At 44.8% G+C, this 14,342-nt stretch carries 12 protein-coding genes; 4 read left to right on the forward strand and 8 right to left on the reverse strand.

Annotated elements, in window-relative coordinates:
* Window positions 1-132 precede the first annotated feature (132 nt).
* From PSE7429_RS15395 to PSE7429_RS15405, 3 genes are all read right to left on the reverse strand, one after another.
* Complete coding sequence (locus PSE7429_RS15395) at window positions 133-759, reverse strand: DUF2232 domain-containing protein (protein WP_009628179.1); 627 nt, start codon at window positions 757-759, stop codon at window positions 133-135.
* Window positions 760-1,022: 263 nt separating this feature from the next.
* On the reverse strand, window positions 1,023-1,874 hold the full coding sequence (lgt, locus tag PSE7429_RS15400; RefSeq protein WP_009628180.1) for a prolipoprotein diacylglyceryl transferase: 852 nt from the start codon (window positions 1,872-1,874) through the stop codon (window positions 1,023-1,025).
* A gap of 17 nt (window positions 1,875-1,891) precedes the next feature.
* A complete protein-coding gene (locus PSE7429_RS15405) occupies window positions 1,892-3,073 on the reverse strand; it encodes an aspartate aminotransferase (RefSeq protein ID WP_009628181.1) in 1,182 nt (393 codons plus the stop codon).
* An 824-nt stretch (window positions 3,074-3,897) separates the two neighbouring features.
* Between PSE7429_RS15405 and PSE7429_RS15410 the strand changes: the two genes are divergently transcribed.
* Complete coding sequence (locus PSE7429_RS15410) at window positions 3,898-5,514, forward strand: NAD(P)H-quinone oxidoreductase subunit 4 (protein WP_009628182.1); 1,617 nt, start codon at window positions 3,898-3,900, stop codon at window positions 5,512-5,514.
* 54 nt (window positions 5,515-5,568) lie between these two features.
* Here PSE7429_RS15410 and PSE7429_RS15415 read toward each other — a convergent pair whose 3' ends face one another.
* From PSE7429_RS15415 to PSE7429_RS15435, 5 genes are all read right to left on the reverse strand, one after another.
* Window positions 5,569-6,552 (reverse strand): FkbM family methyltransferase, encoded by a 984-nt coding sequence (locus tag PSE7429_RS15415; RefSeq protein ID WP_009628183.1) that lies wholly within the window; start codon window positions 6,550-6,552, stop codon window positions 5,569-5,571.
* A gap of 84 nt (window positions 6,553-6,636) precedes the next feature.
* Complete coding sequence (locus PSE7429_RS15420) at window positions 6,637-7,323, reverse strand: DevA family ABC transporter ATP-binding protein (RefSeq protein ID WP_009628184.1); 687 nt, start codon at window positions 7,321-7,323, stop codon at window positions 6,637-6,639.
* An 87-nt stretch (window positions 7,324-7,410) separates the two neighbouring features.
* Window positions 7,411-8,613: an ABC transporter permease DevC gene (gene devC / locus PSE7429_RS15425; protein ID WP_009628185.1), complete on the reverse strand. Its 1,203-nt coding sequence runs from the start codon at window positions 8,611-8,613 to the stop codon at window positions 7,411-7,413.
* Window positions 8,614-8,758: 145 nt separating this feature from the next.
* The gene (locus PSE7429_RS15430) at window positions 8,759-9,928 is read right to left on the reverse strand and encodes an ABC exporter membrane fusion protein (protein WP_009628186.1); all 1,170 of its coding nucleotides are present in this window, start codon (window positions 9,926-9,928) and stop codon (window positions 8,759-8,761) included.
* A 6-nt stretch (window positions 9,929-9,934) separates the two neighbouring features.
* The gene (locus PSE7429_RS15435) at window positions 9,935-10,759 is read right to left on the reverse strand and encodes an SDR family NAD(P)-dependent oxidoreductase (protein WP_009628187.1); all 825 of its coding nucleotides are present in this window, start codon (window positions 10,757-10,759) and stop codon (window positions 9,935-9,937) included.
* Window positions 10,760-10,855: 96 nt separating this feature from the next.
* Between PSE7429_RS15435 and PSE7429_RS15440 the strand changes: the two genes are divergently transcribed.
* The 3 genes from PSE7429_RS15440 (at window position 10,856) to PSE7429_RS15450 (ending at window position 14,230) form a co-directional block, all read left to right on the forward strand.
* Window positions 10,856-11,401, forward strand: a complete 546-nt coding sequence (locus PSE7429_RS15440) for a PadR family transcriptional regulator (protein WP_009628188.1) — start codon at window positions 10,856-10,858, stop codon at window positions 11,399-11,401.
* Window positions 11,402-11,580: 179 nt separating this feature from the next.
* A complete protein-coding gene (locus PSE7429_RS15445; RefSeq protein WP_009628189.1) occupies window positions 11,581-13,299 on the forward strand; it encodes an ABC transporter ATP-binding protein in 1,719 nt (572 codons plus the stop codon).
* 82 nt (window positions 13,300-13,381) lie between these two features.
* A complete protein-coding gene (locus tag PSE7429_RS15450) occupies window positions 13,382-14,230 on the forward strand; it encodes an energy-coupling factor transporter transmembrane component T family protein (RefSeq protein WP_009628190.1) in 849 nt (282 codons plus the stop codon).
* The last annotated feature ends 112 nt before the right edge of the window (window positions 14,231-14,342 follow it).

Genomic DNA, 14,342 nt, shown 5'->3' on the forward strand with positions numbered 1-14,342 from the left:
TGCGGCGCAAGCTGCGCTTGCGCCGCAGGTTTTAGGATTTTGTATTTAATTAAGCCCACTTACTTAACAAAACAAGATTAAAGAAGAACGACATTTTTAAGCTGATTTTTAAGCTGATTTTTAAGCTAATTTTTAGGCTAATAAAGATTCTAGCCACTTGGGGGGATGGGGAATGGGATTACCAATCCGATCTAGTACGATCCAAGCGACTAAATGGACGAGTAATTGGTAGGCTAAATTGCTAATAAGTATTGAGCCGATCGCAAAGGCTTGGATCATCGCGAAGTCTGGCTGTTCGAGGGAGCCAAACAGTTGCATCAACCAATTGAGAAATGCAGAAATCTGCACGATCGAATAAGTCCAGACATTTTCGCCCAATAAAACCGATAAAAATACAAATTGAAAAGCCGTACCAACGGAGCCAATTATGGTGGCAATGCTAAGGGAACCAGACCAAGGAAAATCGCGTTTCCAAAGATAGCCGAGGGTAACTCCAACTAAACCATGGGGCACAATGTATTGAATACTGCGGGTTGGCCCCATCAGGATCGCCAGTAGTAGGGATGTGACTACCATCGCCATCCAAGCAGCACGACTATTCCAGCGCAAATAAGCTAAAGCCGTGGGCAATGGGAAAAGCATTCGCAACAGAGGTCCAAGGGGAAAGTAATAGTTGACTAAAAACAACATGGCAGTGGTACTGGCAAGAAATGCAGTTTCCACCATTTCACGAGGATCTGTATGCGGCAGTTTTTTCATTTATAAAGCTATTTGCGAAAAATTATTTTTAGAAAACCTTACAAATCTTCTTAATCCCTTCCCAGTTAAGGATTAGACGTTGCGGCGCAACGTCTAATCCTTGTTTTTGATGATAGGGGGAAGGGGATAAGAGGCTAGATTCGAGACCAATAGCGATCGCTATGTGGGTGCTACTAGTCTTTGGTTTTATATTGAATTGTACCTAGCTACTTAAAAATTTTATAGAAGCTTGTTTCTAGCGATCGCGATAGTGAATCTAAAACCTAGAGGCTTTCCGTAGGAATTTCTTTGGGTGTCGTATCGGGGAATCGGCGACGCAATCCATAGAGCCAAACTAAGCCTAAAGTCCCCACCGCGATCGATACGAGACTAACGATCTGTGCGGTACGAAGCTGACCTACCATTAAACTGTCGGTGCGTAAGCCTTCAATCCAAAACCGACCGATACTATAGGCGATCGCATACATCATCGTAATTGTGCCAGTTCTCAGTTTAGGGAACCTCAAGAAGGTAAATATTAAGAGCGCAAATACACCGATATTCCAAAGGGATTCGTATAAAAAAGTGGGATGAAAGTAAGCTTCATTCATCAATTCTGGGGGGCGGCGATTCACAGGGATAAATAATTTCCAAGGTAAATCTGTGGGGCTGCCAAAAGCTTCAGAATTAAAAAAGTTACCCCACCGACCGATCGCTTGTCCTAAAATCACCGCAGGCATGATGATATCTGCCATCAACCATGTGGAAATTTGTTGGCGTTTGCAAAATATAGTTGCAGCGATCGCCCCTCCAATAATTGCCCCATGAATCGCAATCCCACCTTCCCAGATGGCAAATACTTTGTACCAAGGTTGCACTTGGAAGCGCTGCCATTCAAACAGGACGTAGTAAAAGCGGGCGCAAGGGATTGCTCCGACGACAAGCCAGATCGCTAAATCGCCAACTATTTCTGGATCGACATTGCGCTTTTTGGCAAGGGTTTGGGCTAGTAAAGTGCCCAAGATAATTGCGGAGGCAATTAGCAAACCGTACCAACGGATGGAAATCGAGCCAATTTCAAAGGCGATCGGTCCTGGAGAGGTAAATTCAAAAGCAAACGGCAACAAATTAAACACTTTTTCCCTTTTCCTTTTTACTTGTAACGTATTCCTGCTTGCTTAAGTCGATTTAGCGCTTCGCCTAAGCGATCGCAATCGGCGATCAAACTAATTCTGACATAGCCTTCACCACCTTGCCCAAAGGCACTACCAGGAGTAAAGACGACACCCGTACTTTCTAATACCTTTAAGGCAAAGTCCGCAGAGGTCATCCCCACTGGCACTGGAATCCACAGATACATCGTGGCATAGGTTTTAGGGATCTCCCAGCCCAGTTCGCCCAATCCTGCGATCAAGAAATCACGACGTTCCTTGTAGCGATCGCAGACTTCTTCGAGGTACTTGTCAGGCAGTTGTAAGGCAGTCTCCGCCGCGACTTGAATCGCCGAAAAAATCCCATAATCGAGGTTAGTTTTCAGAGTCCGCAACCCCTGAATAATATGGCGATTGCCCACCACAAAGCCGACGCGCCAGCCCGCCATATTGTAGGTTTTGGAGAGGGTATGAAACTCTACACCCACTTCTTTACCGCCTTCGATTTCCAGCAAACTCGTTGGTTGATACCCATCAAAAGCAAGTTCGGCATAGCAGAGATCATGCACCAAAAGAATCTCGTATTTCTTGGCAAAGGCGACGACTTCTTCAAAAAATTCGCGGGGGGCGATCGCCCCTGTAGGGTTAGCAGGATAGTTAAAGTACATCACTTTAGCCCTTTGGGCGATTTCTTCGGGAATTGCCGATAGATCGATCAACCAGTCTTGTTCGGGCTTGAGGATCATTTCATAGATCTCCCCACCCGCTAATAAAGGACCGCGAAAATGAGCAGGATAGGCGGGACTGGGGACAAGAACGAGATCCCCTGGATTGATATAGGCGATCGCCAAATGTCCTAACCCCTCTTTAGAGCCAATGAGGGGCAGAGCTTCTCCTTCTGAATCCAACTGCACGTTGTAGCGACGCTTATACCAATCGGTAATGGCTCGACGAAAACTAGCCGTCCCTTCAAAGGGAGGATAGCCGTGATTTTTAGGATTTTGGAGCGCCGAAATAGCGGCTTCAACCACTGGTGCTGGGGTTGGACCATCGGGATTGCCCATACCCAAATCGATCAAATCTAAACCTTGCTCTTTCGCTCGTAGCTTCAACTCATCTAAGCGGGCAAAAACATATGGAGGGAGTTTTTCAAGTCGCTGAGCGGGTTTGAGCCAAGTCTTCATTTGTGTTTTGAGAGCGTATAAGGTGAGTGGAGATAAACTATGGTGGCAAAGCCACTACAGCTTAATTAGAATTTTTATAGAAACTCGATCTTAATAGAAATTGTCTCGCGATCGCACTTGCTACGAGAAAGTAAACAGTTAAATAACGTCAGTTCGGGTTAAACTGGCAAATTTTAAAAGCCCAAAAGTAAAAGCCTTGTTTAGCAAGGCTTTTACTTTTGGGCTTTGATAAAGGGTTTGCGTAGCAAACCCTTTATCAAAGCCCGTTTCCAATTATCCCAAACTCACGTTATAGCAATTCACGAAAGTGTGACAACAATTTTGTAAATTAAAAACTAAACCTAGTAAGGGTTTTCAAGTTAAGAAATGGCGTAGCCATTGCTTATAGCTATAGTCAGTAATGTTAGGACAAGCATCAAACCCAATAGAGAGTGGCGGCGCTTCGCGCCGCCACTCTCTATTGGGTTTGATTAAGTGAAATAGCTATAACTTGGTATTAAGTCGCAATTCTAAGTGCAATTCTAAGCGCAATAATTAAACAGTAAATTCTAAAACCTGCAAGCTCAGCCTGCCTAAAAGAATAAGACTAGAGCCTGTAAATCTTGAGAAATATCCATAAACGATAGTCATAAGCTAATGGTATTCGCAAATACAATGATAATTTATAGATGAATAACCATGTAAAACCTAGAAAACAAGCTTGGATATAGCTTTGAGTCTATTATGATGATTTGAAGATTTATTAACTTTTATATCAAAAGACTTAATACAAGTTAACAAATTCTTCATACAATGGACTTAACGAGTAAGTAATTATCCTCATCATGTCTGTTGCAGAATTTCCTTGGCTTACAACAATCCTTCTGTTTCCTCTCATAGCCGCCTTCGCCATCCCTTTCATTCCTGACAAGTACGAGGATGCGAAGAATGTGCGATCGTATGCCATGGCAGTAGGATTTATCGAACTTTCGCTCATAATTTACGCATTCTGGAGTCAATACAATCTGCATGAGGCAGCTTTCCAGATGTCTGAAAGCTATGCATGGATTCCCCAGCTAGGTTTGAATTGGGCTTTAGCTGTTGATGGGCTATCAATGCCACTAATAGTATTAACGGGATTAGTAACGACCTTAGCCATTTTCGCTAGTTGGTCTGTAACCAAAAAATCTCGCCTGTTTTATTTCTTGATGCTCTGTTTATACAGCGCTCAGATTGGCGTGTTTGCCGCTCAAGATTTATTACTATTCTTCTTTATGTGGGAATTGGAACTGGTTCCCGTATATCTACTGATTTCAATTTGGGGTGGGTCAAAACGTCTTTATGCTGCCACTAAGTTCATTCTCTACACTGCCCTAGGTTCGATTTTTATTCTTGTCGCTGGGTTAGCCATGGCATTTTATGGCGATAACATTACCTTTAACATCGCCGAGTTGGGGATGAAACAATATCCGATCGCCTTTGAGCTGCTTGCCTATGCAGGTTTTTTGATTGCCTTCGGGGTGAAACTACCAATTTTCCCATTGCATACATGGTTACCCGATGCCCATGGGGAAGCTTCGGCACCAGTATCGATGGTGTTAGCTGGAGTCCTATTAAAAATGGGTGGGTATGCCTTAATTCGTTTCAATATTGAAATGTTGCCCAATGCCCATGTTTATTTCGCGCCTTTGCTTGCGATTTTAGGGGCTGTGGGTATTGTGTATGGCGCAATGGCTGCCTTTGCCCAACAAAACCTCAAACGCCGCTTAGCCTATTCATCGATCTCGCATATGGGCTTTATTCTTCTGGGATTAGCTTCATTTAACGATCTCGGTGTAAGTGGCGCATTGCTGCAAATGATCTCCCACGGTTTAATTGCTGCGGCTCTATTCTTCCTTGCGGGTGTAACCTACGATCGCACCCATACCTTGATGATGGATGAGATGGGCGGCATTGCGAAGATCATGCCCAAAGCCTTTGCCCTGATGACTGCTTCCGCCTTAGCATCTTTAGCCCTACCAGGGATGAGCGGCTTTGTCAGCGAGCTCAATATTTTTCTCGGCATTAGTACCAGCGATGTCTATTCCTCTAGCTTTAAAATCGTGACGATCGGTTTAGCGGCAGTTGGAGTAATCATCACGCCAATCTATCTGCTTTCAACTTTGCGTCAGGTTTTCTATGGAGAAACCAATCCTACTTTATCCCTTGAGAAATATGTTAGCGATGCCAAGCCCCGTGAAGTATTCATCGCCGCTTGTTTGATTGTGCCCATTGTGGCGATCGGTATGTATCCGAAGCTAGCAACTCAAACCTACGATGTGAAAACGGTTGCTGTGACTGAACAAGTCCGCGAAGCCTTCAGCCTAGTAGCTCAGTCCAATCCTAATTTATATTCATCTGCGGCGATCGCACCTCAATTAAGCAATCCCAGCCATCGCCCCATTTTAGGGATTATGGAATAGCCTTTAAATTCTGCACAGATAAAAAAGAGCGCTATGCGCTCTTTTTTTTACGGGCTATGCCATCATCATGACAACATTTCGTTGAATATTGGTGTTTAAGTCCTCTAGGGGGAACAGGCGATCGCTATCGTTTATTTCGGCATAGCGGTTATAACCTAAATCTTGCAATAATTGCTTGAGCTTGTCACCCGAAGCACCTGCCGCTTTCAAGCTGGTGGGATGCACTTCAATAATTAAAGTAGGCTTTAAGGTGGTGATCATTTGGCTCGCTCCAGCCAGAAAAGCACATTCACTCCCTTCCACATCTAGTTTTAGCAAAACTTTGCCTGTAAAACCTTGCCAATTCACAAAATCATCAAAGCGTTTTAGAGGAACCTTAATCACATTATGATGATGGGTTGCCGAATGTTCTGGAAAAATACCTGCCGATCCCGATGTACCAATTGGTACTAGGAGTTCTATCTCTCCGTCCTTATTTCCAACGGCGATCTGGTGAATCTGAAATTTGCACAGAGCATTTGCGGTCAATGATTTTTCTAAGGCCTTAGCTAGTCGGGGCTGAGGTTCTATAGCTAATACAAAACCCGTCGCGCCAACTAACTTACTAGCAACGATCGCAAAACTGCCATGATTTGCCCCAACATCGAGGAAGGTATCGCCTTCAGCAAGTAGCTTCGGTAAAATTCGCGTATCAGTTTCTTGGCTGGCTAACTCGTTGACGACCTGAAAGAGTCGCATATCGGTAGGATTGAGAAAAACTTGATAGCCAGATAGGGTTAATTCTAGATAGCGATCGGGAGATGTTTGCGAAAAAATATTTGATAAAAATCTAAATAACGATCTCCCACCCTTGAGATAATTTTTGCCTGTGAGATTGAAATACAAATTACAATACAGAGCAAAAATTTGGTATAGAAACGGTAGCTGCTTGCTTAGGGTCGGATTGAGTAGCCATCCTAAAACCGAGCGATCGTAGAGCCAATCATCGGGCAGGTCTGTCTTGCTTTCTGGTTTCACGATGGGAGAATTGGCGATCATAAAAAATATGTGGATGAATCAGATAAATTTTCTATGAGTTTACGGCAAATTGGGGTAAAGATAGTGTGATCGCCCGACAGCAAATTACGCCGCCCGAGGCATTAAGACTCCATCCTCCATGTAAATAATGCGATCGGCTAAATCGAGAATACGGTTGTCATGGGTCACAAGGAGAATCGTACAGCCTTGCTGTTTGGCTAATTTCTCCATAATCTCCACCACATCACGCCCCGATTTTTTATCTAGCGCCGCCGTAGGTTCATCGGCAAGAATGATCTTGGGTTGTCCTACCAACGCACGGGCGATCGCCACTCGCTGCTTTTGTCCGCCCGACAGATCGCTAGGATAGTAATCCAGTCGATGAGATAAACCTACAGAATCTAAGACCTCACGAATCCGTCGATCTGCTTCTTCTGCCGTGACATCATGCAGTTCTAGCGCCATTTCCACATTTTGATAAACGGTGAGGAAGTTCAAGAGATTATGGGCTTGGAAAATATAACCAATATTGCGCCGAATCAGAGTCATTTGGTCAGGAATAGAATCAAGCAATTCCTGTCCTAAAATCTTAAGACTACCCTCTTGAGGCGATCGCAAGCCACCCATGAGCGTGAGCAAAGTCGTTTTCCCCGAACCCGAAGGTCCCGTCATAATCACAATCTCACCGCGATCGACTTGCAGATTGATATCAAACAAAACCTGCTTACGGAGAGCATCCTGTCCGTAATAATGATTCAGTTGCGTTACAGAAATAGCGAATTGCAAGGACATTGTTTTGGAATTATGAATTACGAATTATGAATTGCGAATTATCAGCCACTAATCACCAATTACCAATCAACAATCACCAATTACCAATCAAAAAATATCCGCAGGATCCACAGTTTGAATCTTTCTCACAGCAACTGCGGCGGAAACGGAACACATGATGGCAGTTAGAACGAATACAAACGTAATGCGTCCTGCATCCATTGCCATTGGTAAAAGAGTGGCGATATGGGTGATTTCGTAAATTCCCCATGCCATTGCGGTGGCGGGAATGAAACCGAGGACAGCGAGGATGAGTGATTCTTGGAAGACGACAATCAATAAATAGCGATCGCGAAATCCCATCGCCTTGAGGGTGGCGTATTCGGGTAAATGGTCGGTGACATCGCTATAGAGAATTTGATAGACGATTACAGCTCCGACAATAAAGGCGATTACGACACCGAGATCGAAGGTATAGCCTACGGGTGTACTGGCATTCCAAAAGGCTACTTCGGCTTTGGCGAAATCTTGTCTCGTCATGACTTTGACATCGTTGGGAAGGAGCGATCGCAATTCTGATAAGACTTTATTAACATCGGCATCGGGCTTGAGCTTGACTACGCCGATATCGATTAGTCCACCCTGACGAGATCGCACCATTCGCAAAAAGTTAATATCGCTAGTGACGAGATGGGCATTAATGCCAAAGGTGGGGCTGAGTTGAAATAGTCCGCGCACTTGAAATTGGCGTTCGTCAATTTCCGTAACGATGGATTCGCCTGCTTTAAAGTTTTTAGCGATCGCCCCAAATTCATTTCGCGATCCAGAATTAAAAAGAACAGTGTCGGGTTCGCGCAGTTTTTGGCGATTCTCGATAACTCCTTGGATATTTAAAACTTGATGTTCGGGATTAATACCAATGGCGTATATATCCCATATCTCTTTGTTGTAAGGGTTGCGCCATTGAATGAAGTTGAGATAAATCGGACTTACTGATTGCACTCCCGATAAGCCTGCGGCTTGGTAAAGGCGGCGATCGGTAAAGCGATCGAGGGAAATTAGCGATCGGTAGCGACTGCTTAAAATGACGATTTCGCCATTGATGCTGTGATGGAGTTCTACGGCACTGCTAAATAATGCGCCCCGAAATCCCATTTGCAAAAACATCAGTACATCAGCAAAACTAATTCCCGCGATCGCTACTAACAGACGCACTCGCTCTTTCCGCAATTGCAACCAAGAAAGAAAAAGTGGTTTCTTCTTTTTGGATTTTGTGGTGATATTTATAGGTTTATCTATGATTTTGGTCATAACTCTCTAGGTTAGGAAATCATTTTCAATGGTTAAAGATGCTAATGATCCCCCTCAATCCCCCTTGTAAAGGGGGAAGAAGAAAATTTAATTAATTCTCCCCCTTGTAAAGGGGGGCTGGGGGGGATCTCCTCACAATCGCTACTTAATCCCGAACATCGATCGCGGCTTGAATGCTGAGATTGGTTAAGCCTGCAACCAAACGGCTAGAAGGCTCATCTAGCAATATTTTCACTTCTACAACTCGCGCATCAAACTGAGCAGCAGGATCGGTATTTAAGACATCTTTTTTACTAATCTGCAAGCCAACTTCTTTCACTTTGCCGCGCAATATTTCAGGGAACGCATTATTTTTGCTGATTACAGTGGCAGATTGACCAATTTTGACGCGGTTGATATCCAGTTCGTAGACCTCAGCAACGGCAACCATGCGTTGAGTCTGTCCCAAACTAATAATTCCGCTAGTTCCCACTAATTCCCCAGCACGGGTATGGATTTTGAGAACCTGACCATCTTGGGGCGATCGCACTATTGCTAAATTGAGATCGGCCTTTGCCCTTGCTACACCTGCCTCTGCTTGAGCAACCTGCGATCGCGCTAATTCCACATCCACAGGACGAACTTCGGCGATCTGGTCGAGGGTGGCGCGGGACTCAGCGATTTGGGACTGCCGCGATCGCACGATGCGGGATAACTGCGCCTTCGCTTCATTTAGTTGTTGACGTACTGTATCGCTAGTTAACTGTTTGCTATCGCGCAGGGAAGCAGAAACCGCACCTTCCGTTTTAAGATATTGATACCGCCGATCCTCTAGTTCCGCGTTGCGAAGTTCCGCTTCTAACCTTGCGATCGCCGATTCTTGAGCAGCAGTTTCCGTTTGTAACTCTACTTGGATGCGATCGACGACTCTTTGTTGCGCCACAATTTGTCCCGACTTTGCCCCTGCTTCTACTTGCCGTAATTGTGCTTCAGCGACGGCAACTCGTTCCTGTGCTTCCCTCAAAGCCGCCGCACGCGAAGCATAGTTATCAAGATAGGCAATCACATCACCCTTGCGAATTTGTTGCCCATGCTGGACATTGAGCCGCTCGATTCGCGCACTTTCGCCCGTTGTCGGTGCAAATACCTTAATCACTTCGCCATCGGGTTCCAGTCTGCCCAATGCTGAAACTGTTTCTAATTTGGGTGCAGTTTCGGAAATAACGGGTTGAATGGATTTTGGGGAGAGGTTTATATAGGCGATACCACCAATGCTTAAGGAAGCGATCGCGATCGCCGTTAGAGGCAAATATTGAACTGGAAATCTAATGCTCATGGGGTTTTAACCTTTTTGATGTTTAGTCAGATCTCGCATTACGCCCCCCATAATCTGCACCCTCACCCAACGCGGCAAAAATGCGAGGGAATAGGTCAACAGTTTAGAGATGAATCCTGGAAGGATTGTGGGCTTTTTGCCTAAAGCATTTAGGGTTGCCTGAGCCACATCTACAGGATTTAATGCCATTCCCAATTTCATTCCTGCACGGGATGCAAAACCGCTATTGGTGGGACCAGGAGCAGAGGCAATTACATCGATTCCCATCGGTGCAAGTTCCACATATAGGGCTTCGGCTAAGGTTTGGACATAAGCTTTAGTCGCAGCATAGTGCGCCGCAAAGGGTGCTCCTTGAAAACCGACAATCGAACTCATCAGCACGATGCCGCCATTACCGCGCCTAGCGAAACGTTTTCCAAAGTGCCAAGTTAGTTCTAATAGCGATCGGCAATTAACATTCAACATTTCCATTTCAGTTTCTATGGGTGACTCAATAAATGCGCCAGAAGTCCCGAATCCCGCCGCCGCCACGAGTAGCCCAATATCAATATCTTGAGTTACTTCCAAAATTATTTTGGTTCCCGAATCGATCGCCAAGTCAACCGCCAGAACCTTTACCTCGATCGCATAGCGATCGCGCCAATCAACCGCCATTTGATCCAATACATCTTGACTCCGCGCAACTAGAACCAGATTTAGCCCTGATTCCGCAAGTCGCAGCGCCATCTCGCGCCCGATCCCTGAAGAAGCACCCGTAACCACTGCCCAAGATCCGTACCGCTTATACAGATAGCTAGCATTAAGCCGCTGACGAGAATTAACACTCTGCATTTTTAACTCCGTTTTTTGTATTCAAGTTTTTGAATACAAAAAATAATGTATACTTAACCAATAAAATTCGTCAAGTAGTTTGCGGTTTAATTTGTAATGGCACTCAAACACACCATCCTTGCTTTCCTCTCGCGGCAGTCCCTTAGCGGCTATGAAGTCGCCAAAGAATTTGCTGAAGGTTTTGGCAGTTGTTTCTGGAAAGCAAGCCAGCAACAAATTTATGCCGAACTTGCCAAACTAGAAAAGCAGGGCAGTGTCACCTATGAGGCAATTCCACAGACTGGTAGGCTAGATAAAAAAATCTATTCCATTACCGATCAAGGGCTAAAAGAACTCACCGATTGGCTAGTTCAACCCACTGAGCCAACTGCCATGCGCGAAGATTTAGGCGTAATGGGATTAGCCGCCCATTTAGTTCCCCATCAAGTGACCATGCGCGAAATCGAAAGGCGGCGACAACTCCACGCCAACATGGCCCTTCATGTCAAAAAAATGGATGAGCATTTTGCCAAAAATCTGGAATCCCTAGAGCTAAAGGATTTATACATGCATCTGATTATTCGGCGGGCAATTCGTTATCAAGAAGACTGGGTTGGCTGGTGTGATGAAGTGCTAGAGGCGATCGCCAAATCAGTTAAGTAGTTCGGCATAATTAAAAAACAAACCCAGAAAGCATACCGCCCGCCATGCGGGCAATATGCTCTTCTGGGTTTTAAGTTTACTTATGCCTAGCTACTTAACAAACTAAGTAACAAAGTAGAATAATAGCCGAGCATCATGAGGCTAGCCATCAACTAGCAAGCACAAATATATGGAATATTATGGAAGCGATCGCCATTCTCGATAAAGTTTCTTATATCTATCCCAACACCAAGGAGAGAGTCTTAAAGGATATTTCTTTAACGATTAGAAAGGGGGAATTTTTAGGGATCGTGGGCGCAACTGGGGCAGGAAAAACGACTCTATGTCTTGCTCTTACGGGGATCGTTCCCCAATTTTATGGAGGTCGCTTTTTTGGGAATATCGCGATCGCAGGTTTAGATAGCCTCGAACATCCTGTCAGCGAGTTAGCGCGGCATGTGGGCATCGTCTTTGAAGATCCTGAAGTGCAAATCACCGCCACCTCGGTCGAAAACGAAATCGCCTTTGCCCTCGAAAATCTCTGTGTTCCTCGTGCCGAGATTTTAAAAAGGATTCCCGATGTTCTTGCATCGGTTCGCCTCGCAGGGTTTGAAAAAAAGAATCCTCAAGAACTCTCAGGTGGGCAAAAACAACGCCTAGCGATCGCTGCGGCTCTAGCATTAAAACCCGCTCTACTCATCCTTGACGAACCCACTTCCCAACTCGATCCCATTGGTGCGCAGGAAGTTTTTGCTACCGTTAAGGCGTTAAAAGACGAACTGGGCATGGCGATCGTCATGGTCTCCCATGCGGCTGAGGAAATGGCAGAATTTTGCGATCGCCTTGCTTTGCTCTCAGAGGGGCAATTGATAGCCGTCGGGACTCCCACCGAAATCTATGCACAGGTCGATCTGCTCGAACAAAATCAACTACGTCCGCCTGAAGTAGCACAGGCCTTTAGCCAAATTCAGCAAAAGGGAATTGCGATACCCAATATTCCTGTTACCTTGTCATCGGGAATTATGGCGATCGCAGGATTGCGATCGCACCTTCAGCCCATTGTGCCACCGATATTTACGCCCCCATTCCTCAAAAGTAAAAGCCCCATTCTCTCAGTCCAAAATCTATACCATACCTATGCTGACGGAACAGAGGCTATCAAAAATGTTTCCCTCGATATCCAGCAAGGTGAATATGTATTGATCGTCGGGCAGAATGGCGCGGGCAAAAGTACCTTAGTAAAGCATTTTCTCAATCTGCTGCAACCGACATCAGGCAAGGTGTTAGTCGGCGATCGCCCCACGCAAGCTTTATCGGTGAGTGATCTCGCGCAGTCCATCGGCTATCTCGCCCAAAATCCTGACAATCAAATTTTTAATACTTCCGTTGAGAAAGAAGTTGCTTTCGCCTTGCCTTTTCTTGGGTATACAAGCGAGCGCATCCAGCAAGAAACCGAACGCAGTCTCAAGGCAATGCAACTATGGGAACACCGTCATGCCCATCCATTATCTTTACCCAAGGGAGAGCGGGGAAGGATCGTCATTGCCGCTTTATTGGCGATGAATCCTGAGATCATTATTTTTGACGAACCAACGACAGGACAAGACTATCAGGGAGCTGCATCGATCCTAGAGGTCAGTCGGCAATTGCACCAAATGGGCAAAACTGTAATTGTCATCACCCACCATTTATACCTCATGCCTGAATATGCCGATCGCGCGATCGTGATGGGCAAAGGAACGCTGCTACTAGATGCCCCATTGCGCCAAGCCTACCATCAAACTGACCTATTAAAGTCCACCTATCTCACGCCACCGCAATCAGTATTTTTATCTCAACACCTGCGCAAAAATAGCGATCAGGAATATAACTCAATTACCGCCACAGAATTCGCAAATTATTTTTCGCTAAGTAGCTAAATATAAAACCTGTACCATCGATGGAGCAAGCGGTATGGGCTTTTTACTCTTTATAATCCTTACCCCACGACCAATTTAGACCATGAAACTACAAACCGTTAAGTATGATTCGCTCTTTACGCGCCTAGATTTTCGCTCAAAGCTATTGATGATGCTCACCATAACTATCCTTGCCTTTCTTTGGGAAAGCCCGATCGCTGGTGGCATTTTGATGCTGAGCATGATAATTTCCTGCTTGTTTGCTGGAGTCAAGCTTGATTATTTAGGGGGAGTTTTTAAATTGATGATTCCTTTTTATATTTTTTTGATTTTGAGCATGGGCTTTTTTAATGTGGAACAGGTTAAGTTACTGGCTCATAAAACTGAATTAACAACCTTAGTAAGTATCCCCCATACATGGTGGTTAATTGGCGGAGCAAAAATGAGTTGGGAAGGAACTCTCTATGGCTTGAATATCGTTTTTAAAACCTTGACGATGATTTTAGTAATTCCACTGGCAATTTTTACCACCGATGTCAATCAAATGACAGTGGGCATGGTAAGAGCAAAAATTCCTTACAAAATAGTATTTATATTCTCGTCAACCTTACGATTTGTACCGCTTTTACTTGCAGAATCCCAGTCAATTATCGAATCACAAAGATTGCGGGGTTTAAACTTTGAGAAAATGGGATGGCTACAAAAAGGGCGCGTGTATGCCAAGATTGCGATTCCTTTGATTTTAAATTCGCTCTCAAAGTCCCAAAAATTAGAGATCGTGCTGCAATCCAAAGCTTTTTCAGGGAGTTCTCAACGCACCTATCTCCATGAGTCCGCCTTAACAACTGCCGATCGCCTACTGATGGTTGCTTCCAGCATATTATTCCTCATTGCGATCGCCTTATATTTTGGCTTAGGTATTGGTAAATTTGCATGGTTACTCTATCCCTAGAGACAGAGCATTTGCGTCAATAAGAGAATGGTGGTGCAAAGCACCACCATTCTCTTATTGAAATACCCTTAACAGCTAAGTAGTTCGACATAATTAAAAACCAAAACCTAGA

It is taken from the genome of Pseudanabaena biceps PCC 7429 (assembly GCF_000332215.1).
Classification (GTDB): Bacteria; Cyanobacteriota; Cyanobacteriia; order Pseudanabaenales; family Pseudanabaenaceae; genus Pseudanabaena; species Pseudanabaena biceps.